This is a genomic window from Williamsia maris (assembly GCF_024171815.1).
In the GTDB taxonomy this organism is placed as follows: domain Bacteria; phylum Actinomycetota; class Actinomycetes; order Mycobacteriales; family Mycobacteriaceae; genus Williamsia_A; species Williamsia_A maris.
Genome location: NZ_JAMTCJ010000002.1, coordinates 1,326,218 through 1,347,459, shown reverse-complemented (window position 1 = coordinate 1,347,459; position 21,242 = coordinate 1,326,218). Strand labels below are relative to the sequence as shown.

Genomic DNA, 21,242 nt, shown 5'->3' with positions numbered 1-21,242 from the left:
TCTGTCGGTGTGGCTACCGGTTGCGCATGACCTCGGCGGCCCCGCGATCCAGTAGTTCTGCGGCGAGTTCCCGACCGAGCGCCACGGCGTTGTCCACGGGGCCCACCACCGACGATCGGATCACCTCGGATCCGTCCTCGGCCGCGACCGCCGCACGCAGCGACAGCTCGGTGAAAATGCGCCCGTCGTCGTCGATCGACTCCACCACCTCGGCGATCGCTCCGACCGGAGCAGTGCACCCGGCCTCGAGGGCCGCCAACACTGCGCGCTCGGCGTCGACCGCTGCCCGCGTGGGGGCGTCGTCCAACTCGGCGAGAATGCTCACCAGTTCGGCATCGTCGGAGCGGCACTCCACAGCCAGAGCGCCCTGTGCGGGTGCCGGTAGCAGCACAACCGGATCGAACGCCTCGGTGACCTCATCGGCACGACCGATTCGAACCAACCCTGCACGGGCCACAACCACTGCATCGAGCTCACCGCTGGCGACTTTGCCCAACCGAGAATCTAGGTTGCCTCGTAGGGGGCGGATTTCCAAACCGAGACCCAGTGCGTTAAGCTGCGCCACCCGTCGCGGAGCGGACGTCCCGACCGTCGAACCCGCAGGCAGTTCGCCCAGCACCCGACCACCCGACGCCACCAGCGCGTCGCGGGAGTCCTCGCGGGGCGGGACGGCGGCGATCCTCAGCACGGGGTCCGGCGCGGTGGGCAGATCCTTGTAGGAGTGCACGGCCACGTCGATCTCACCGGCGTGCAGGGCGTTGCGGATGGCGGTGGTGAACACGCCGATGCCGATCTCGGCCACCGGCGCCGCCGACAGGTCACCGGCGGTCTTCACGATGACGAGTTCGGCCGGGTGCCCGGCCGCGATCAGTTGGTCGCGGATGACCCCTGACTGCGTCCTCGCCAGCAGTGAACCGCGGGTGCCGATCTTTATCGTCAACGGTCACCTCGTGCGCGCATCTCACCGGGCAGCCCGGTCTCGGGCGCCGAGACCGACTCGGCGGCACCGGGAGTGAGTTCGAAGAGTTCGCGCAGGGCCTCGGCGTAGTGGTCGCCCTGCGGGGTCGACGCGAGCTGCTTCACCCGCACCGTGGGTGCGTGCAAGAGCTTGTCGACGACGCGGCGGACCGCCTTGGCGACCTCGTCGCGCTGCGGGTCGTCGAGGCCGGGGAGCTTGGTCTCCAGGCGCATGATCTCGGCCTCGACCATCTCGGCCGCGCGCTGTCGCAGGGCGGTCACGGTGGGGGTGACCTCGGCCTGTCGCTGATGGGTCAGGTAGTCGGCGAGCTCGCCGGCGACGATGTCGCGGGCGGCGGCGGTGTCGGCCGCAGCAGCCTGGGTCGCGCCGTCGCCGCGCAGTCCCTCGATGTCGACGATGTGCACGCCGGGCAGTCGCGCGGCGGCCGGATCGACGTTGCGGGGCAGTCCGAGGTCGCAGATGACCAGCGGGGTCGACTGGGTGCGGGCGGCGAGGGCGGAGTGCACCTCACCGACGGTCACCAACGAGCCGACCGTGCCGGTACAGCTCACCAGGACGTCGGCGTCGGCCAGCGCACCGGCGAGCCCGGACATCGGGACCGCGGAGGCGCGGACGCCGTGGTTCTTGGCGACGTTGGCCGCGAGGTGCTCGGCCTTCTCGGTGGTGCGGTTGACGACGCGCAGCTCGGTGACGCCGTCGCGGGCCAGATGCGCGGCCGCGAGGCCACCCATTGCGCCGGCGCCGAGCACCACGGCCGAGTCGATCGTGCCGGGCTCGCCGCGGGTGCCCAGCAGTGTCTTGGCGCGCTCGAGGGCCACCGACACCACCGACGCCCCGGCGCGGTCGATGCCGGTCTCGCTGTGGACGCGCTTACCCACGCGCAGCGCCTGCTGGGCCAGCTCGTGCAGAACCCGTCCGGCCGAGGAGTTCTCGTCGGCGCTGGCGTAGGCCGCGCGGATCTGGCCGAGGATCTGCTGCTCGCCCACGACCATCGAGTCCAGACCGGCGGCGACGGTGAACAGGTGCTCGACCGCGGCCTCGGAGTACCGGACGTAGGCGTGGCTGGTCATCTGGTTGACGGTCATGCCGGAGTGCTCACCGATGACCGCGCCCACCGCCTCGAGGGCGGGGTGGAAGGCGTCGACGACGGCGTAGATCTCGACGCGGTTGCACGTGGAGACGATCATCACCTCGGAGATCTGCGGCGTCTCCAGCAGAGCGTCGACCAGCTTCGGGCGGGCGTCGTCGGAGATGGCCAACCGCTCCAGCACCGACACGGGTGCACTGCGGTGGGACACACCGAACAGGAAGATACTCACACTGCTACCGATCTCTGAGCCGTCGACACACGGGGAGCCGTGTCGGCGGCGGCGGGTTTCGTGGTCAGTTCCTCGCCGGCGTTGCGGGACGCGTTGAACGCGAGGACCTGGAGTTCGAGGGCGAGGTCCACCGGACGGATGTAGACGTCGGAGGTGGTGTGCAACGACACCGTCGTGAAGTTGAGGATCTGTCGGACGCCTGCGCGCACGAAGGCGTCGCAGGTCTGCTGCGCGATGGAGTCGGACGTCGCCACGACGGCGATGTCGACACCTTTCGCCGCGCAGTCGTCGGCGAGATCGGTCATCGGTGCCACGGTCAGTTCAACACCGGCCGCGGGAAATGTCGTACCGATGAGGTCGGGGTCAGTGTCGAACATCGCAACGACGGTGAACCCGCGACCCAGACCCGTGTGGGCGAGCAACGCGCGGCCGAGGAAGCCCGCACCGGCCAACGCGACGTTGTGGGTGTCCTCGGTGTGCAGGGCCAGCGCGATGCGGGCGGTGAGACGCCGGACGTCGTAGCCGACGCCGCGTACGCCGTTGGCGCCGACGTGGGAGAGGTCCTTGCGCAGGATCGCCGAGTTCACGCCCGCGGCGGTGGCGAGCTGGCTGCTGGAGGTCACGAGCACACCGTGCTCGCTGAACAAGCGCAGCACGTGCAGGTAGGTGGCCAACCGTGCGACCGACGCGTCCGGGATGGACGCTCCGTTCTCTTCGGGTGATCTGGGCATCTACTGGCTCCGACTCATCGTGTCCGCGCCCGTCGTCGTTGGCGGCGCGGATAACCGAATCGAGCGTATACCGCTTGTGAATGCGTTCACAAAAGGGTCACGCCTCCTCTGTGGCGGCCGTCATATCGCGGTGCAGCCGCGGCAGGTCGACCTCGCCGTAGCTGTGCTCGCGGTCGTCGAGCAGGACCACCGGCAGCCGGTCGCCGAACTCGGCACGCAGCTCCGGGTCGTGCGCCGCGGCCTCGTCGACGTCGACGACGGTCAGGGACGCGTCGTACCCGGCGCACACCCCGCGCAACTCGTCGAGCGCGCGAGCGCACGCAGGGCATCCGGCACGGGTGAGCAGGGTGACGACCACGGATTCGATTGTGCACCCGCGCCGCACACCACCTTTTCTCCGGTGCGCCCTGGCCGTGCGACTACGCTGGGGCCGTGAGCGAGCAGGAGGCGATGGGGTGACCGATACGCCCGGCGAGACCGGCCCGAACCCGGAGCACGGCGACACCGACGACGCCGTCGACCCGGGCACCGCACAGAGCGGTGGTGTCGCCGATTCCGAGGAGGTCCTGGCCGGACCCGACCCCGACACGAGCTCCGATCCGTCGGACGAGCGTGACGCCGGCGGGACCGTCAGCAACTGGATCACCTCGCGAGCGGGTCGCTCCACCGGATCGGGTCGGGTCGGCCGGTTCCGTCAGTCCGCCGCCGAACTCCGCCACTCCCTGGCCGGTGAGGCCAGCGCCCAGGCCGCCTACGCGACGCTGCAGGAACGCACCCGCCTCGACGACGGCGAGCACGACGAACCCGGCGCCCCCACCGACGTCCCGCCGGACCTGACCGCGGCCGCATTCTTCGACGTCGACAACACGCTGGTCCAGGGCGCGTCGATCGTGCATTTCGCCCGCGGCCTCGCCGCCCGCGACTATTTCTCCTACCGCGACATGGCCGAGTTCATCTGGGCGCAGGCCAAGTTCCGCGTGACCGGACGGGAGAACGCCGACGACGTCGCCTCGGGTCGGGAGAAGGCGCTGTCGTTCATCGCCGGTCGCTCCACCGAGGAACTCGTCCGGCTCGGCGAGGAGATCTTCGACGAGACCATCGCCGACAAGATCTGGCCGGGTACGCGCACCCTCGCGCAGATGCACCTCGACGCCGGCCAGCAGGTCTGGCTCGTCACCGCGACGCCGGTCGAACTCGCGCAGACCATCGCCGACCGCCTCGGCCTGACCGGTGCCCTCGGGACGGTCGCAGAGAGCGTCGACGGGAAGTTCACCGGCCGCCTCGTCGGCGACATCCTGCACGGGCTCGGCAAGGCACACGCGGTGCGCACGTTGGCCATTCGCGAGGGGCTGAACCTCAAGCGATGTACGGCGTACTCCGATTCCCACAACGATGTCCCGATGCTGTCGCTGTGCGGTACCGCCGTGGCGATCAACCCCGATGCCGACCTACGCGATGTCGCCAGGGTGCGTGGCTGGGAGATCCGCGACTACCGCACCGCCCGCAAGGCCGCGAAGATCGGTCTGCCCACCGCGGTCCTGCTCGGTGCCGCCGGTGGCGGCGCGGTCGCCGCGGTCCGCAAGTTCCGCGACTGACTTCGCGCGGTACACAACCCACGTCGCTGAGCGCTGTCGGCTGCGTCATGCACAGATAGCGGCGCAGCGACGTGGGTTGTGGATGACTCCACATCTGACGGGATGTGGCCACCCGGCAACCGCAGACTGACCCGATGAGAGATGCGGGGGTCTACAGCCGGCGGGCTCTGATCGATCGGGGTCACACACAGGCCCAGGTGAGGTCGGCGGTGACGAAGGGAGACCTCATCCGTCTCCGCCGGGGCTGGTACGCAACGCGATTCGCCGACCCCTCCGTCGCTGCCGCGGTCGCGCGTGGCGGGGTACTGAGCTGTCTGTCGGCCCTTCGGCTGCACGGCGTATGGGTGCCGGAACACGACACGAACATCCACGTTCGTGCGAACTCCGAGAACCGCCGACTCCCGGGCCCGTTCTGCTCACAACACGGCGGATACGAGGTCGAGGCCGGGCCGGTCGACGACGTGGCGGTGGCGCTCCGGCACGCAGTGCGATGCCTGGACGACGAGGGGCTCGTCGTGGTGTGCGACTCGATTCTGAACCAGCATCTGATGACGTTGCAGGAACTCGCCGACACCTTGTCGGACGCGCCGACCTCTGCTCGGCGCCTGCTCGACAAGTGCGACCGACGCGCGCAATCCGGCACCGAGACCATGGTCCGCCTGCGGCTTCGTGGTCGGCGCATCGCGGTCACACCCCAGGTGCAGATCTCGGGTGTCGGCTGGGTCGATCTTCTGGTCGGCGAACGGCTGATCGTCGAAGTCGACGGCGAAGAGTTTCACACCGGCCGGGCAAAATTCTCCGAGGACCGACGACGTGATCGGGAAGCGATCCGGCGCGGCTACGTTCCCGTGCGATTCACCTATACCGACGTCGTTCACCGGTGGGGCGAGTCCGAGCACGTGATCCTGGAGTTGGTCAGAACCAACCGCCACCGATCACCCCGCCACAACCCACACGGCTGACGAGCGTTGTCCGCACAGTGCAGCCAACGACGCTGAGCGGCGTGGTTTGTGGACCGAACTAGCCGAAGTAGACGGACCCTCGGCGACTGAGCATGCGGAACAGTGTCTGCTGGATCTCTTCGCGGACGTGGTCGGTCAGGTCGAAGACGACCATCGGGTCGTCGGCGGCCTGCTCGTCGTACTGGCTGGTCTCGATCGGCTTGCCGAAGTGGATGTGCCACTTCGACGGCAGCGGGACCAGGCCGAGCGGTCCGAGTGCCGGGAACGTCGGCGTGACCGGGATGTAGGGCAGACCGACCAGTCGCGCCAGCGGCTTGAGGTCGCTGAGCATCGGGTAGATCTCCTCCGACCCCACGATGGACACCGGGACGATCGGCACGGCTGCACGCAGGGCGGTGGTGACGAAGCCGCCGCGACCGAACCGCTGCAGCTTGTAGCGATCCTTGTACAGCTTGCCGACGCCCTTGAAGCCCTCCGGCCAGACGCCGGTCAGTTCGCCGCCGCGCAGCAACCGCTCGGCGTCGGCGGTGCAGGCGAGGGTCGACCCGGTCCGGCGGGCCAGCTGTCCGACGAACGGCGACTCGAACGCGAGGTCGGCGGCGAGGATCCGCAGGAAACGATGCTGGGGGTGGTGGTCGTGGACAGCCACCGACGTCATCAGCGCGTCGATGGGCAACGTGCCCGCGTGGTTGGCGACCAGCAGCGCGCCACCCTCGGCCGGGATGTTCTCGATGCCGGTGACCTCGACGCGGAACCACTTGTCGAACAACACCCGCATCGCGGGCAGGAAGACGTTCTCGGTGAAGTGCTGATCGAAGCCGAAGTCGTCGACCTCGTAGTCGCCCGTCAGCCGCTCGCGCAGATATCCGGCGCCGGCGATCACCGAATCAGCCAGGGTCGAACGCAGACTGCTCAGGCTGAACAGCGGCGACCCGGTGGGCCGGACCGGCAGACCGGCGGCGTCGAGACGGGTCGCCATGTCCTTGCTGATCGGCGTGACGTCAGCCGGATCGGCGAGGAAGTCATCGGTGTTGGGATGGCCGGCTCCGCCGGGGTTGGGATGGCCGGCCCGGGGCGGCGCGGGTCGGGGCGCGCGGGGCCTGCGCGGCGTCGTCGGAGTCCGTTCGATGCCGGAATCGGTTCGCTCCGTTGACTTCTGCTGCGAAGGATGGCGGCGGCGGACCTGCTCGCGACTGGGGGCCTCGGGGGGCGAGGCGTACAGCTGGATCACCTTGGCGGTCCGAGCATCGGACGCGCCGTTGCCTTTGACCAATGTCCCAACAACCTCTCCGCGTCGATTCCACGAGTGCCCGGGCGATATGCCGACCCCTGATCCGCGTTCAGTGTAGAAGGTACGCGGGGTGCGTGCTGCCCCTACACGAGCGCGCGTGCGGTTTCGGTGATCCGGCGCTCGAGACGGTGCCACGCAGCGGCCGAGACCACCGGCTCCAGCGGCCTGCGGCTGATGAAGTCGTCGAGGGTCTCCAGGCTCGTGTATCGCGGCGCGAAGCCCAACTCGGTGCGCATCCGGGTGGTGTCGAGGACGCGCCCGTAGGTCAGGTAGCTCGCCTGGTCGCCGTGCATCGTCGCCACCCGCATGTTCCGGAACACCCCGGCCACCGACCCCAACAGGTTGGCGGGCACCGGCAGCTCGATCCGACCGGCACGACGGATCGCCTGCGTCAGCGACACCACCCCGTCCGCCGCGAGGTTGAACGTGCCCGCCTTGCCCAGCAGGGTTGCGTGCTCGAGCGCGGCGAGCGCGTCCTCCTCGTGCAGGAACTGCAGACGCGGCTGGTACCCGATCACCACCGGGATGATCGGCGACGAGAAGTAGATGCTCATGCGGGTCGATATCTTCGGGCCGAGGATGGCCGTGGGACGCAGGATGGTCACCGCGATGTCCTGACGACGCCGCGACAGCCCGCGGGCGTACGACTCGACGTCGAGCAGGTCGCGACCGTAGCCGCTCGTCGGATCGACCCGGGCCCGCGTCTCCTCGGAGAAGTGCGCCGGATCGGCCGCGCTGGACCCGTAGACCATCCCGGTGGAGCGCAGGATCACCCGTCGCACCGACGGCGACCGCTGGGCCGCCGCGCACACCTGCATCGCACCGATGACGTTGAGCTCTTTGATGGCGGGCGAGTGACCGACGGTGTCCATCACCGATGTCGCGGCGTGCACCACGGTGTCCACCTGCGCGGACTCGATGACCTTGGCGATGGTGGGCCTGCGGATGTCGGCGCGCACGAACTCGGCGCGACCCATCCGACGGATCATGTCCTTGGTCGGCACCCGCGAATCGACGGCGAGCACCCGCTCGATGTCCGGGTTCTGCGCGAGTCGGGTGGTCAGGTAGCCGCCGAGGAACGTCGACGCCCCGGTCACCAGGACCACCTTGGGCAACTGCGCGGCGTCGGTCATGCCGCCACCATAAACCGAAAAACCCGCCGACATGCGGCGGGTTCCTTGGTGGAGCAGGTTGCTACGAACTCATTTACCGAGTTTCCTGCGCTGCACTCGCGTGCGACGAAGCAACTTGCGGTGCTTCTTCTTCGACATGCGCTTGCGGCGCTTCTTGATTACCGAACCCATCTGGGCATCCTCACGATCTGACCGAACGGTCCTACTGGTCTGGGAACAACGAGCGCGCGTCGCGCCGCGGGGTGCGCACTGGAGTGGATTGCTCCACTCGTGCGCTTCCGCCATGCCGACTATTTCCGCAGAGCCCGGCGAACACAACAGAGAACCACGTTACCGCTCGTCACGCCTGAGGTGAAATCACACCCCGGCGGTCGTCACCTGCAGATCGCTCAGCCGGCGTCGAAGTACGACGTCTCGAGGTAGTCGTGGACCGCCTTCGCGTGCACCCGAAACGACCGACCGACGCGGACAGCGGGCAGATCGCCGTTGTGCACGAGTCGATAGACGGTCATTTTGGACACTCGCATCAGTGCGGCCACCTCGGCCACGGTGAGGAACTGCGTACCAGAGCCCGTGTTGGTGATCGGAACACCGCCTGTGGCGTTGTTCCGGTCGCCGGGCTTGTTTGCAGGCGCCATGAAATTCACATACCTCCGGTGCACGCGTCGCGGCCGCAGGCTTCCCCTCCTGCGGACACCAGACACGCACGTGCTGAGGGGAGCTTAGCGTGGCGGATGTGGTTGATGCGACGTGAGTGGGTAACCATTCCGAGATTTATCGGTTAGCAGACCGATATCTTCGGCGTGTCGCCCCTATTGTCGGCGTGGCGCACGGTAACGAAGCCCTCTGAACTGGATATTCGTCGGGCCGATGTCCGAGATGGGCCGTATGCGAGCCCCGACGACACCGAAATGGATTGCTCCGAGTGCCCCGGTGTGTCGTGGGACGGGGAGATCAGTCGCGGTCGGTCGGCTCGGTCCCGCCGGTGGCCACCTGGGCGGCCGCGGTCGCCACGCTGGCCGCGACGTTGGCCCGCATCGCCTCGTAGAACCCGTGCCGGAACCCGTTGGCCTCGAGCTGGCGGATCGCCTCGGCGGTCGTCCCGGCGGGTGAGGTCACCGCGGCACGCAGATCGACCGGAGAGAGCCCGGAGTCGGTCAGCAGGACGCCGGCGCCCCGGATGGTCTGGCCGGCGAGTTCGGTCGCCACCGGCCGCGACAGCCCCAGCCCGACGCCTGCGTCGATCATCGCCTCGGCCATCAGGAACGCGTACGCCGGACCCGACCCGGACAACGCCGTCACCGCATCCATCTGCCTCTCGGGCACCACGACGACCTTGCCGACCGATTCGAGCAACGTGACGACGGTCGCGACGTGCCCGTCGGTGGCGTAGCGGCCGGCCGCGACCGCCGACATCGCCTCGTTGACGAGCATCGGGGTGTTGGGCATGACTCGGACGACGGGTGCGCCCGCGGGCAGCGAGCTCTCGTACTTGCGGGTGGGCAGCCCGGCGACCAGGGTCACCGTCAGCCGCTCGGTCTCGCCGGCGTCCTCGACGCCGGAGACGAGCTCGAGTACCGAGTCGACGTCGGCGGGCTTCACCGCGAGCACGACGATGGCCGCGCCCTCCACCGCGTCGGCGACGTCGGTGACCCGGATGCCGTACTCCTCGGTCAGCTCCTGCGCACGCGACGACGCGCGCTCGGCCACGACGAGGTCCTTGGTCGCGCGTCCGGACGCGATGAGCCCGGCGAGCAGGGCCTCACCGATCTTGCCGCCGCCGATGATGGCCACACGCTGTGTCATTGCTTTTCTCCTGTTGCCGCCGCGGTGTCGTCCGGGATGAGTGCGAGTTGTCGGGACTGGGCCACCAGCGCGCCGGTGGAGTCGATGATCTGGTGGTCCTCCTCGAACCACCCGGCGCCGACCTCCGACGACGACGCCTGCACCCGCAGCCATCCGGGCGCGGGCATCCGTCGGACGTAGGTGGTCAGCTGCAGCGTCGGCGCCCACCCGAACAGGCCGAGGTTCATCACCACCGGCGCCGAGATGTCGCCGGCCAGCAGGGCGAAGAAGGCGTCCGGTTCGACGTCGTGGGGCCGTGCCCACAGTCGCAGGACCGGTTCACCGACCTCGCCGCGCACGAACGGGGCCGATTCGGCGTCGTAGGCCAGCGCGATGGCACCGGAGAGGTTGATGACCGACGCCAGCGGCGAGCCGTCGACGTGGACCGCGTCGGCGGGCGGTTCCGCCGGCATGGCCGAGAGCGCGCCGGACGTGGCGTGCCGGGGCTCGCCGTGGTCGAGGCGCGCCATCGACACCGACGAGTGGACCAGCGTGCGACTCCCCTGCGCGATCTCGATGTCCATCACCGAGATGCGGCGTCCGCGTTTGCGCACCTGTGCTCGCACGGTGACCTCGGCCGGGTCGGGCGCGCCGAGGTACTCGGTCGAGATGGCCACCGGGACGAGATCGGCGACGGCGTTCGCACCGTCGGCGTCGGGGGCGGTCTCCCGCAGCGCGCGGGTGGCCGCGTGCGCGGAGATCACCTGCAGGACACCGCCGTGCACCTTCGGTCCGATGGTGAACACCGGGCTGATGTCGATGCGGTAGGTGCGTCGATCGGGGCCGTCGCCTGCGGGGTCGGGGCGCAGGTCGGCCAGGTCGGTCACCGACGTCACGGGGATCCTCTTCTCGACTTCTCGTACGGGGTCAGGGACTGGGGCACGCGGCGATCACGCCCGCTTGAGGTGCTCACGGGCGAACGCGAGGGACCGCGAGAGGATCTCGCTGCGCTCGGGTTTGGTGCGGGCCGAGCCCGTGGTGACCTCGAGGACGACGGCGCCCGCGAAGTCGCTGTCGGCCAGACGGCGACAGATCTCGACACACGGCTGGGAGCCCTCGCCGGGGACGAGGTGTTCGTCGACCGCGGCACCGAGTCCGTCGGTCAGGTGCAGGTGGTTGAGGTGGTTGCCCATCCGCTCGTAGAGCGCGATCGCGTCGACACCGGCGGTGGCGGTGTGCGACAGGTCGAGCGTGTAGTTCGCGAAACCGTCGTCGGTGGGGTCGATGGACGTGCCGAAGGCCGACAGGCCCGCCCCCGGCCCGCCGCGGCGGCGCATGCGGTCGGCGGCCTGCTCGTACTTGCCGAACACGCGGTCGGCGCGCATCGGGAACATGTTCTCCACGGCCACCGCGACGCCGCTGTCGGCCTCGAGTTCGGCGACGGTCTCGGAGAACCCCTTCACGTAGCGCCGTTGCCAGCGGAACGGCGGGTGGACGACGACCGTCGACGCACCGAGTTCCTGCGCGGCGCTCACCGACCGCGCCAGTTTGGCGATCGGGTCCCGGCCCCACACCCGCTGCGAGATGAGCAGACACGGCGCGTGCACCGACAGCACCGGCACCGCGTAGCGGTCGGAGAGGTAGTGGACGTGGTCGATGTCCTGACTGACCTGTTCGCCCCACACCATCAGCTCGACGCCGTCGTAGCCCAGCTCGTTGGCGTACTGGAACGCCGCCTCGGTGTTCTGCGGATAGACCGACGCGGTGGACAGGCCGATGGGGATGTCGAGCTTCACGTGCGGCCCCCCGGCGTCGTCCCTGCGCTGGTCAACTGCCCGACGCGAGCAGCACCAGCGGCCCGATCGTGACGATCAGTCCGACGCCCAGGGCGAGCAGGGTGCTGATGAGGTCCTGGCTGCGGCGCACGACGTGCACGGTGGTGACCATGCCGAACATCACGACGACGGCCAGGACCAGGGCGAAGTAGACGTTCCACTTCCACAGCTCGTGGAATCCGAGGAACAGACCGACGCCCACCACGAGGCCGACGACGACCTGGATCCCGAGCATCGCCCACTGTCGTGCGGGCGAGGCCTCGGTGTCGTGCTCAGTGGACGTCGTGTCGGCGTCGTCGGTGCGGGCCCGGCGACGGCGGGGCTGCTCCGGGGCGGCGGTGGCGGCGGGGTGATCCTGCGCGTCGCGCTCGTCGGCGTACGCACCCACCTGGGCCTGGTCGAGGTCGACGATCTGGGTCTCGGCGTCGGCGTCCCGGCGACGACGACCGTCGACGGGCGGAGCCGGACGCGGGGCCGCGTCGTCGCGAGGGAAGGACTCGCCCGCGCCGAAGGCGGTGGTGGAGTCGTCGGCGAAGTCGAAGTCACCGGAATCGCGCAGGTGGTCGCGGACCTCGTCGGTCTCGGCCGCGTCGGTGTCGGCGGCGTCGGTGTCGGCGGCGTCGTCGGCGGGCCACCGGGTCCAGGGGCGGTCGTCCCACTGCTCGTGGTCGTCAGCGGGGTCGGCGGGGGCGTCGTCAATCGGCAGATCTGCGGCGGTCGCGGATCGCCCGCGCAGCAGACCACCGAGGCGGCCACGCTTCTTCTTCGGTTCGGGTTCGGTCTCGGCGAGGTCGTCGATGTCCTCGAAGTTGCGGTACCGCTCGAACTCGCGCTCGCGCTCCTGCGGGGTGAGATGGCCCAGGTCGGCGCCGTCGAGCGAGCCGGTCGGCGGTGCCGACGCGTCGACCTCCGGTGCCTGCTCGACGCGCGGGATGATGCCGGTCTCGACCGCGTCGGCGGCGACCGCCCGACGCTGGTCGCGGAAGCGGTCCGCGATGGCCCCGCTGCTGATGTCGCGGGTCGGCGGGTGGACGGGTCGGTCGCCGGCACCGCGGTCGGGCGAGGCCCATGCGGCCGGACGGGTGGGCGGCTCGAACGGTCGGGCCGCCGGGGCCTCCGACCGCGGGAAGACCCCCGGCTCACGGGTGGGTCGAGGGGGCTCGGATCGGGGGAACGGCCCGCGGGTCGGCTCGGCGACCCGCGCCGAGGACTCGGTGGGGACGAAGCGCGACCCCGGGTCCGCGGAGGGGGCACTGGTGGCGGCCGGCTCGTTCGACTCCTGCTCAGCGGCCTGTCGCCCGCTGCGGGAGGGGGCGTCGGAGACGCGTGGCAACTCGCCGGTCAGCTCCGCGAACGACACCGACCCGGCGCCACCACGACGTCGACGTCCCGAGCCGTCCGAACCCGAGCCGTCCGAGCCGGCGTCGCCGTCGGTCGACGCATCGTCGAGCTCCCGAGCCCGTGCCATGAGTTCGGCCACCGAGATCGGCCGTGAATCCGCATCCGGTTCTCTGGCCATTCCTGTTCTGCCTTTCCTAGGATCGTGCGCTCGGGCGGCCGCTCGTGACGATGTCGATGTCCGCGGCACCCGGGTTCCCCGGGTCGGTCGGGATCGCCACGCCCGCGTCGAGCCGTCGCAAGATGACACCCTCCCGCAGTGCCCACGGGCAAATCTCCAGGGTATCGACCGACAGCGCCCGCATCGAGGCCTCCGCGACGAGCGCACCCGCCACGAGTTGGCCTGCGCGGTCCTCGCTGACGCCCTCGAGCTCCGCGCGGTCACTCACCGTCATGCGGGAGATGAACGAGATGAGCTGTCGGAGGCCGTTGCTGGTCAGTGTGCGCGTCACCCGCGGCCCCGCGCTCGACGGCGCGGCACCGGTGAGTCGGGCCAACGAACGGAAGGTCTTCGACGTCCCGACGGCCAGATCTGGCGTCCCGGCCGCCGTCAGCTCCTTCGCGGCGCCGGCCATCTCGGCGTCGAGCCAGTCACGCAGCACCGCGACGCGGCGTTTGCCCGGCGGGTCCTCGGTCAGCCATTCCCGGGTGAGTCGACCCGCGCCCAGCGGCAACGACAACGCGACGTCGGGTTCCTCGTCGACCCCGTTCGACAGTTCCAGCGAGCCGCCGCCGATGTCGAGGGCCAGGATGCGTCCCGCGCTCCACCCGAACCAGCGGCGCACCGCCAGCGACGTCAGCCGGGCCTCGTCCTCGCCGGTCAGCACCTCCACCCGCACGCCGGTGCTCTTCTCGACGTCGGCCAACACACGGTCGCAGTTGGTCGCGTCGCGTACCGCCGACGTCGCGAAGGCCATGACCTGCGCGCAGCCCGAGCTCGACGCGATGGTGGTGAACTCCTCGACGGCCTCGATCAGCTTCGTCGCGCCCAGTGGGGACAGTCTTCCGCTCGCATCGATCTGTTCGGCCAGCCGCAGCGTCGACTTGGTCGAACTCATCGGGGTGGGGTGCCCACCACGATGTGCATCGACCACCAACAGATGGACGGTGTTGCTGCCGACGTCCAGAACTCCTAAGCGCACGCCCCAGAGGGTAGTGCGTCTACCGTTGTCAGTTGTGCAGGCAGCCACAGACAAGATCACCCCCGCCCCGGAAGTCGAGCTCGACTTCCCGCGCGAGTGGTTCGATTTCATCGATCCCGCCGACCCCGAACACCTCATCAGCGCCGATCTGACATGGCTGCTGTCGCATTGGACGTGCGTGTTCGGCACGCCCGCGTGCCAGGGGATCATCGAGGGCCGTGAGGACGACGGGTGCTGCAGCCACGGCGCGTATCTGTCGGACGACGACGATCGCAAACGACTCGAACGCGGCATGAAGATGCTGACGCCGGACGACTGGCAGTTCTACGACAAGGGCACCGGACGCGATCCGCTGGGCAAGCGCGGCTACCTCGAGGAGGACGAGCTCGACGACGAGCCTGCCGTCAAGACCCGCAAGCACAAGGGCGCCTGCATCTTCCTCAACCGTCCCGGTTTCGCCGGCGGCGCGGGGTGCGCACTGCACTCGATGGCGCTGCGCAAGGGTCTCGAGCCGCTGACCGTCAAGCCCGACGTGTGCTGGCAGCTGCCGGTCCGACGCGAGCAGACGTGGGTCGAGCGTCCCGACGGCTCCGAGATCCTCAAGACCACGATCACCGAGTTCGACCGGCGCGGTTGGGGTTCGGGTGGCGAGGACCTGAAGTGGTACTGCTCGGGGTCCCCCGACGCGCATGTGGGTGAGAAGCAGGTCTGGCAGTCCTACGGTCCCGAGCTGACCGAGCTGATCGGCCAGGCCGCCTACGACGAGCTGGCCGCGGCGTGCCGTCGTCGCAACGGGCTCGGCCTGATCGCGATCCACCCGGCGACCGCCCGTGCGACCGAACGCCGCACCGGTGACATCAAATACGCGCTGACTCCCGAGGAGTAGACACCATGGCCAATCGCGATCACGGAGACCCCGGCGACGCCCCCACGATCCCCGGGCCGCTGTCCGACGTCCTGCGCCCCACCCGCTCGTCGCCGGCCGAGGAGTCCAGGACCCTCGCGGCGTCGAACACCACCGCGACCCTGGCGACGCTCACCGCCGACGGCGACCCCTGGGCGTCGTTCGTCACCTACGGCCTGCACGAGGGCTCCCCGGTGCTGTGCGTGTCACACATGGCCGAGCACGGTCGCAATCTCGCGCACGACCCGCGGGCGAGCATCGCGATCGTCACCCCCGACACCGACGACGACCCACTGGCCAGCGGTCGGGTGACGCTCGCCGGCGCGGTCGAGCGCCCGGTCGGCGACGAGTACGACGCGGCCCGCGCCGCACATCTCGCGGCGGTTCCCGCGGCGAAGTACTACGTCGACTACAGCGACTTCTCGCTGTGGGTGCTGCGCGTGCACCGCGTCCGCTGGGTCGGCGGCTACGGCCGCATGGACTCCGCGAGCGGCACCGACTACATCTCGGCCGAACCCGATCCCGTTGTGCCGCACGCTGGTCCGGCGATCGAGCACCTCAACGCCGACCACGCCGAGTCGTTGCTGGCGATGGCCCGCGCCCTTGGCGGATACCCGGATGCGACCAGTGCGCGATGCACCGGCGCCGATCGGTACGGCCTCGACCTACTGGTCGCGACACCGCGCGGGCCGCAGCCGGCGCACACCCGGGTCGGGTACGCGCACCGACTCGACTCCGCCGACGGATTACGTGCCGCCACCGTCGAACTCGCGAAGGCAGCCCGTCAGGGTTCGAGCTTGTAGCCCAGGCCGCGAACGGTGACCAGGTGCTTGGGGTTGCCCGGGTCGGACTCGATCTTCGACCGCAGTCGCTTGACGTGCACGTCGAGCGTCTTGGTGTCCCCGACGTAGTCGGCACCCCACACCCGGTCGATCAACTGTCCGCGGGTCAGCACCCGTCCCGCGTTGCGCAGCAGGTACTCCAGGAGGTCGAACTCCTTGAGCGGCAACGTGATCGTCGAACCCTCCACCGACACGATGTGGCGTTCGACGTCCATCGTCACCGGACCGGCCTCGAGCAGGCCGCCATCGAGTCCGAGGTCGTCGCCGGTGTCGACGCCGCGCCGCAGCACCGCGCGGATCCGCGCGATCAACTCACGTGCCGAGTACGGCTTGGTGACGTAGTCGTCGGCGCCGAGTTCGAGACCCACGACCTTGTCGATCTCGCTGTCGCGCGCGGTCACCATGATCACCGGGACGCTGGACTTGAGCCGCAGCGCCTTGCAGACCTCGGTTCCCGACACCCCCGGGAGCATCAGGTCGAGGAGCACGATGTCGGGCGAGACCCGCTCGAACTCGCCGATCGCGCGCGAGCCGTCGTTGACGATCGTCGTCTCGAACCCTTCCTTGCGTAGCAGGAAGGCCAACGGATCAGCCAGAGACTCTTCGTCTTCCACAATCAGGACGTGCGTCACCTGTTCAGTTCCTTCGTCTCGAGAACCCGGCGATCCGAGTCCTTGTCCGTGGTGAATCGTGGTGCAGGGATGGTCTTCTCGCCGACACCGGCGCGAGACATGGGGATCGCGAGCGTGAACGTCGAGCCGGTCCCGGGTTTGCTCCACAGGGTGATCGACCCGTCGTGGTTCGCCGCGACGTGTTTGACGATGGCGAGTCCGAGTCCGGTCCCGCCGGTGGCCCGCGACCGCGCCTTGTCGACGCGGAAGAACCGTTCGAACACGCGGGCCTGGTCGCGCGGGGCGATCCCGATACCGCGGTCGGTCACCGCGATGGCCACCATGGCCGGATCGGTACCCGCCGGGATCACGCGACGGCTCACCGACACCGGCGAGTTGGCCGGCGAGTAGGCGATCGCGTTGGCGATGAGGTTGTTCAGCGCGGTGAGCAGCAGGGTGCGGTCACCCCGGACCACCAGGCCGCTGGGCCGGTCGGTGTTCAACGAGATACCCGCCGCCTCGGCGCCCACCTGCGCACGGTGGATGGCCTCGTCGACGAGTTCGTCGACGTTCACGTCGTCGGAGTCGGGGAGCTTCTCGGCGCCCTGCAGCCGCGAGAGCGCGATGAGCTCGTTGACCATGTTGCCCATGCGGGTGGACTCGGTGATCACACGCTCGCCGAAGTGCCGGACCGACTCGGGGTCGTCCTGCGACTCCAGCAGCGCCTCGGTGAGCAGGCCGATCGCGCCGACGGGGGTCTTGAGTTCGTGGGAGACGTTGGCGACGAAGTCACGTCGTGTCGCCTCCAGGCGCATGTTGTCGGAATCGTCGCTGCCGTAGACCACGGCGTACCGCTCGGTGCCGTCGGTGACCAGCCGGATCACGCAACGCACCGCGACCGGCGGCGCCACGGCCCGCCCGGTGGAGATGAAGCCGTTGGTCGCGTGGTGCGGGGTGAGTTCGACGTCGACGTCCTCGCCGGTCTCGAGGACGGTCCGCGAGGCGGCCCAGACCTGGTCCTCCAGGAGGTGATCGTGGACCAGGCCGAGTTCGTGCGCGCGGCGGTTGAACATGACCACGTCGCGGTGTTCGTCGACGACGGCGATCCCGACCTCGGTGGTCTGCACCACCAGGGCCAGCAGCGCGGCCTTGGACATGCGCCCGTCGACCGTCTCGGTGCCCGGCTCGAGGAGTTCGTTGGGGCGGTTGCCCAACGTGCTGTCGGCCGCGACGTCGATCGGGGTGTCGGTGGTGAGGGTCGTCCGGGGCGCGGGCGTGGTGGTGGCCCGCAGGATCTCAGGGGATCGGACCGTCGGGCGGGTCGTCCGCCTCCCGATCAGCCATCCGCCGACTCCCGCGATCGCGATCAGCACCACGATTCCGGCGACGATCACTGCGGTCACGCGGTCAGCCTACGGTCGGCGAGCCCGGAGTCGGTGAAATCCAGACCCCGGAGCTTACGGTTGGCTGAACACGACACTGGGCAAGAATGCTTGTTGGCGACCGCCGTAACAAGCCAGGTCTGCCTTGTTGGGGTGGAGTTCACCGCGATTTCTCCCGTTCGCCCTCGCGCCCGGGCAGACGGTGACCCGCGACACGTCGCTCAGCGGCTGATCCGGGCCACCATCGACGCATACGACGGGTTCTGCTCGACGAAGTGCGCCACGAACGGACAGACCGGGACGATCGGCTTGTGGGTGGGGGCGATGTCGTCGAGCACGTGGCGTACCAGCTGGCCGCCGTAGCCCTGACCGCTGAACCGGTCCGCGATCACCGTGTGGGTGATGACCACCTGTTCGATCTCGTCGACGTAGTCGAGATAACCGATGTACTCGTCGCCGAGATACGCCTCGTACCGTTCCTGAGGCCGTGAATGCGTGACTCGGACCCGCGACTGCGCGGATGCGTTCTCCGAATGTGTGTCCTGGGCCATATCCCAGGATAGCGCCGCACATCCGTACACGCACCCGGTTCGCGGGCCCGCCGGACTACTTCTTCTCGCCCTGCGCCGCGACCGCCGCGGCCCCCGCCTCGGCAGCCTCCGGGTCGAGGTACGCACCCTCACCGATGGGCATCAGATCGTCGCCGAGGTCGTACCGGCGCGGGTTGCCGGTGGGGATGTTCAGGCCCGCGATGTCGGCGTCGGAGATCTGCTCGAGGTGCTTGACCAACGCGCGCAGCGAGTTGCCGTGCGCGGCGATCAGGACGGTCTTACCCGCGCGCAGGTCCTGCGCGATGACCTCGGTGAAGTACGGGATCATCCGCTCGACGACGTCCTTGAGGCACTCCGTCAGCGGCACCGCATCGAGGTCGGCGTAGCGCGGATCCGCACTCTGGCTGTACTCGGCGTCGGGCTCGATGGCCGGCGGCGGGGTGTCGTAGCTACGGCGCCAGAGCATGAACTGCTCGTTGCCGTACTTCTCCTTGGTGGCCGCCTTGTCGAGGCCCTGCAGCGCGCCGTAGTGCCGTTCATTGATGCGCCAGTCGCGGACCACCGGGATCCAGTGCCGGTCGGCGACGTCGAGGGCGATCTGCGCGGTCGCGATGGCCCGGCGCAGCAGCGATGTGTAGAGGACGTCGGGCAGCAGGTCGTGCTCCACGAGCAACTCCCCCGCACGCTTGGCCTCGGCCCGTCCCTTGTCGGTGAGGTCCACATCGACCCAACCGGTGAACTGGTTGGACTCGTTCCAGGTGCTCTCGCCGTGCCGCATCAAGATCAGGGTTCCGGTAGCCATGCGGGAGAGTTTTCCACATCCACCCGCCCCCGCCGGGTGACAAGGCTGTTAATTGCGGCCGTACCCGTTGCCGTGGTCTGCCCGGCGGTGGACAGTTCTGTGGATGAGCATCACCGACGATTCCCCGTCCGGCACGAACGACGTCGAGATGAACACGGCCGCGCTGGGATACGGCACCAAGGTGATCGCCGTCGAACCGGGCGGCAACGAGCCGATCCCCGACGACGCGCGCCACGGGAGCCCCGTGAGCCTCTTCTGGACCTGGACGTCGCCGAACATGGAGTTCGCGACGATCTACGTCGGCGTCATCGCGGTTCTGTTCTTCGGCCAGACGATGTGGCAGGCCATCGCCGCAGTGGTGATCGGCAACGCACTCGGCGCACTCACGCACGGGATCCTCACCGCGCGCGGGCCGTCGACGGGGGTCCCGCAGATGGTGATCTCGCGGTTGTCCTTCGGCTACTTCGGCAACGTGGTCCCGGCCACCCTGATGTCGGTGATGGCCGGCGTCGGCTGGTTCGCCACCAACAGCGTCAGCGGCGCGTTCGCCATCACCACACTCACCGGGCTGCCCAAGGTGGTGTCGCTGATCATCGTCGTGGTGGTGCAGCTGGCCATCGGCTTCTTGGGCCACAACATGATCCACGCGTTCGAGAAGTACGCGTTCCCGGTACTGACCGTCATCTTCGTCATCGCCGGCATCGTCATGTTCACCAAGACCGAGCCGTCCGCGGTGAGCGGCGGCGGGGGCATCGGCGGGTTCCTCATCACCCTGGGTGCCGCATTCGGCTACACCGCGGGCTGGAACCCCTACGCCACCGACTACAGCCGCTACCTGCCGAGGTCGGTGACGGGCTGGGCCGCAGGCGGATACGCCGCCGCCGGCCTGTTCTGGTCGACGTCGTTCGGCATGATCGTCGGCATCGCGTCGGCCACCATTGCCGACCCGGACGACGCCAACCCCACACACCAGTTCACAGTCCATTTCCCGGGGTGGCTGTCGGATCTGTTGCTCATCGCCATCGTCCTGGGGTCCATCTCGGCCAACGCGGTCAACGTCTACTCCGCGGGCATGGCCTTCACCACCATCGGCATCAGGACGAAGAAGAACCTGGAACGGGGCCTGGCGGCGGTCTTGTTCGGCGTGCTCGGGTTCTTCGTGGCGCTGTGGGCACTCAAGGACGCGGCTGCATCGTATGAGGCCTTCCTGCTGATCATCGCCTACTGGATCGGGCCGTGGCTCGGCGTCGTGTTCGTCGACCAGTTCCTCCGGCGGGGCACCGACGTCACCGGACTGCTCTACAGCCGGGCGTTGCGCAACTGGCCCGGACTGGCGTCGTTCGTCCTCGGTACCGTCGCCTCGATCCTGCTGTTCTGCAACCAGACGAAGTTCTCCGGCTACCTGGTGCGCGAGTTCCCTGACCTCGGTGACATCACGTTCTTCGCCGGGTTCCTCTTCTCGGCAGGTCTTTACGCGGCGCTGTCGGCGGGGCGGCGACGTGCGACGGTGTCGTCATGACGTCCTCGATCACCACGGCCATGCTCGACATCGCGGTGGAGCAGGCCCGGATCGGCCGGGACGAAGGCGGTGTCCCCATCGGCGCCGCCCTGTTCGGCCCCGACGGCGCGGTGCTCGGGCGCGGCCGTAATCGCCGGGTCCAACACGACGACCCGTCGGTCCACGGTGAGACCGACGCCTTCCGCGCCGCCGGGCGACAACGCAGCTACCGCGACACCACGATGGTGACGACGCTGTCGCCGTGTTGGTACTGCAGCGGGTTGGTCCGACAGTTCGGGATCGGCACGCTGATCATCGGCGAGGCCCGGACGTTCCAGGGCGGCCACGACTGGCTCATCGAGCACGGCGTCGACGTCGTCATCCTCGACGACCCCCGCTGCATCGACCTGATGACCGCGTTCATCGCCGAGCGGCCCGACGTGTGGAACGAGGACATCGGCGAGGAGTGAGTCCCGCCATTT

Annotated in this window: 23 protein-coding genes; 6 read left to right on the top strand and 17 right to left on the bottom strand. The window is 69.1% G+C overall.

The features are described 5' to 3' along the window. Positions 1–13: 13 nt before the first annotated feature. The 4 genes from hemC to LX13_RS13105 form a co-directional block, all read right to left on the bottom strand. Positions 14–940 carry a hydroxymethylbilane synthase gene (gene hemC / locus LX13_RS13120; protein ID WP_253661727.1) on the bottom strand — a complete coding sequence of 309 codons (927 nt, stop codon included), beginning with the start codon at positions 938–940 and terminating at the stop codon, positions 14–16. Next, positions 937–2,298, bottom strand: a complete 1,362-nt coding sequence (locus LX13_RS13115; protein ID WP_253661726.1) for a glutamyl-tRNA reductase — start codon at positions 2,296–2,298, stop codon at positions 937–939. Before LX13_RS13115 ends, hemC begins: the two co-directional genes overlap by 4 nt. Next, positions 2,295–3,029 (bottom strand): redox-sensing transcriptional repressor Rex, encoded by a 735-nt coding sequence (locus tag LX13_RS13110; RefSeq protein ID WP_253661725.1) that lies wholly within the window; start codon positions 3,027–3,029, stop codon positions 2,295–2,297. Before LX13_RS13110 ends, LX13_RS13115 begins: the two co-directional genes overlap by 4 nt. 97 nt (positions 3,030–3,126) lie before the next feature. Continuing rightward, on the bottom strand, positions 3,127–3,387 hold the full coding sequence (locus LX13_RS13105; protein WP_253661724.1) for a glutaredoxin family protein: 261 nt from the start codon (positions 3,385–3,387) through the stop codon (positions 3,127–3,129). Positions 3,388–3,484: 97 nt separating this feature from the next. Between LX13_RS13105 and LX13_RS13100 the strand changes: the two genes are divergently transcribed. Then, a complete protein-coding gene (locus LX13_RS13100) occupies positions 3,485–4,624 on the top strand; it encodes an HAD family hydrolase (protein ID WP_253661723.1) in 1,140 nt (379 codons plus the stop codon). 461 nt (positions 4,625–5,085) lie between these two features. Beyond that, complete coding sequence (locus tag LX13_RS13095) at positions 5,086–5,586, top strand: endonuclease domain-containing protein (RefSeq protein WP_253661722.1); 501 nt, start codon at positions 5,086–5,088, stop codon at positions 5,584–5,586. Positions 5,587–5,644: 58 nt separating this feature from the next. Here LX13_RS13095 and LX13_RS13090 read toward each other — a convergent pair whose 3' ends face one another. The 9 genes from LX13_RS13090 to LX13_RS13050 form a co-directional block, all read right to left on the bottom strand. Beyond that, positions 5,645–6,859 (bottom strand): lysophospholipid acyltransferase family protein, encoded by a 1,215-nt coding sequence (locus LX13_RS13090; RefSeq protein ID WP_253661721.1) that lies wholly within the window; start codon positions 6,857–6,859, stop codon positions 5,645–5,647. A 101-nt stretch (positions 6,860–6,960) separates the two neighbouring features. Further along, a complete protein-coding gene (locus LX13_RS13085) occupies positions 6,961–8,010 on the bottom strand; it encodes an NAD-dependent epimerase/dehydratase family protein (protein WP_253661720.1) in 1,050 nt (349 codons plus the stop codon). A 69-nt stretch (positions 8,011–8,079) separates the two neighbouring features. Beyond that, a complete protein-coding gene (locus LX13_RS13080; RefSeq protein ID WP_003402602.1) occupies positions 8,080–8,181 on the bottom strand; it encodes a 30S ribosomal protein bS22 in 102 nt (33 codons plus the stop codon). Between the two features lie 218 nt (positions 8,182–8,399). Next, a complete protein-coding gene (locus tag LX13_RS13075; RefSeq protein ID WP_253661719.1) occupies positions 8,400–8,648 on the bottom strand; it encodes a helix-turn-helix domain-containing protein in 249 nt (82 codons plus the stop codon). A gap of 316 nt (positions 8,649–8,964) precedes the next feature. Next, positions 8,965–9,816 (bottom strand): pyrroline-5-carboxylate reductase, encoded by an 852-nt coding sequence (gene proC, locus LX13_RS13070; protein ID WP_253661718.1) that lies wholly within the window; start codon positions 9,814–9,816, stop codon positions 8,965–8,967. Beyond that, complete coding sequence (locus LX13_RS13065) at positions 9,813–10,691, bottom strand: thioesterase family protein (RefSeq protein WP_253661717.1); 879 nt, start codon at positions 10,689–10,691, stop codon at positions 9,813–9,815. Before LX13_RS13065 ends, proC begins: the two co-directional genes overlap by 4 nt. A 54-nt stretch (positions 10,692–10,745) precedes the next feature. Then, positions 10,746–11,591 carry a sugar phosphate isomerase/epimerase family protein gene (locus LX13_RS13060; protein ID WP_253661716.1) on the bottom strand — a complete coding sequence of 282 codons (846 nt, stop codon included), beginning with the start codon at positions 11,589–11,591 and terminating at the stop codon, positions 10,746–10,748. Positions 11,592–11,622: 31 nt separating this feature from the next. Next, positions 11,623–13,149: an Rv0497 family membrane protein gene (locus LX13_RS13055; protein WP_253661715.1), complete on the bottom strand. Its 1,527-nt coding sequence runs from the start codon at positions 13,147–13,149 to the stop codon at positions 11,623–11,625. Between the two features lie 16 nt (positions 13,150–13,165). Next, positions 13,166–14,170 (bottom strand): Ppx/GppA family phosphatase, encoded by a 1,005-nt coding sequence (locus LX13_RS13050; RefSeq protein WP_253661714.1) that lies wholly within the window; start codon positions 14,168–14,170, stop codon positions 13,166–13,168. Between the two features lie 34 nt (positions 14,171–14,204). Here LX13_RS13050 and LX13_RS13045 point away from each other — a divergent pair, with 34 nt between their 5' ends. Next, positions 14,205–15,056: a DUF3109 family protein gene (locus LX13_RS13045; protein WP_253661713.1), complete on the top strand. Its 852-nt coding sequence runs from the start codon at positions 14,205–14,207 to the stop codon at positions 15,054–15,056. Positions 15,057–15,061: 5 nt separating this feature from the next. Further along, a complete protein-coding gene (locus tag LX13_RS13040) occupies positions 15,062–15,877 on the top strand; it encodes a HugZ family pyridoxamine 5'-phosphate oxidase (RefSeq protein WP_253661712.1) in 816 nt (271 codons plus the stop codon). Here the strand turns inward: LX13_RS13040 and LX13_RS13035 are convergent. From LX13_RS13035 to LX13_RS13020, 4 genes are all read right to left on the bottom strand, one after another. Beyond that, entirely contained in the window at positions 15,859–16,548 is a 690-nt protein-coding gene (locus LX13_RS13035; protein ID WP_188488815.1) for a winged helix-turn-helix domain-containing protein, read from the bottom strand. The two genes, LX13_RS13040 and LX13_RS13035, sit on opposite strands and share 19 nt — an antisense overlap. Then, complete coding sequence (locus LX13_RS13030; protein WP_253661711.1) at positions 16,545–17,930, bottom strand: sensor histidine kinase; 1,386 nt, start codon at positions 17,928–17,930, stop codon at positions 16,545–16,547. The genes LX13_RS13035 and LX13_RS13030 overlap by 4 nt, the downstream gene beginning before the upstream one ends. Before the next feature lie 200 nt (positions 17,931–18,130). Then, positions 18,131–18,460, bottom strand: coding sequence for a GNAT family N-acetyltransferase (locus tag LX13_RS13025; protein ID WP_253661710.1), 330 nt, complete (start codon positions 18,458–18,460; stop codon positions 18,131–18,133). A 55-nt stretch (positions 18,461–18,515) separates the two neighbouring features. After that, positions 18,516–19,262 (bottom strand): phosphoglyceromutase, encoded by a 747-nt coding sequence (locus tag LX13_RS13020; RefSeq protein WP_253661709.1) that lies wholly within the window; start codon positions 19,260–19,262, stop codon positions 18,516–18,518. Between the two features lie 103 nt (positions 19,263–19,365). Between LX13_RS13020 and LX13_RS13015 the strand changes: the two genes are divergently transcribed. Both LX13_RS13015 and LX13_RS13010 read left to right on the top strand, forming a co-directional pair. Continuing rightward, positions 19,366–20,781 (top strand): purine-cytosine permease family protein, encoded by a 1,416-nt coding sequence (locus LX13_RS13015; protein ID WP_372499891.1) that lies wholly within the window; start codon positions 19,366–19,368, stop codon positions 20,779–20,781. Between the two features lie 20 nt (positions 20,782–20,801). Then, complete coding sequence (locus LX13_RS13010; RefSeq protein WP_253661854.1) at positions 20,802–21,230, top strand: nucleoside deaminase; 429 nt, start codon at positions 20,802–20,804, stop codon at positions 21,228–21,230. Positions 21,231–21,242: the final 12 nt, after the last annotated feature.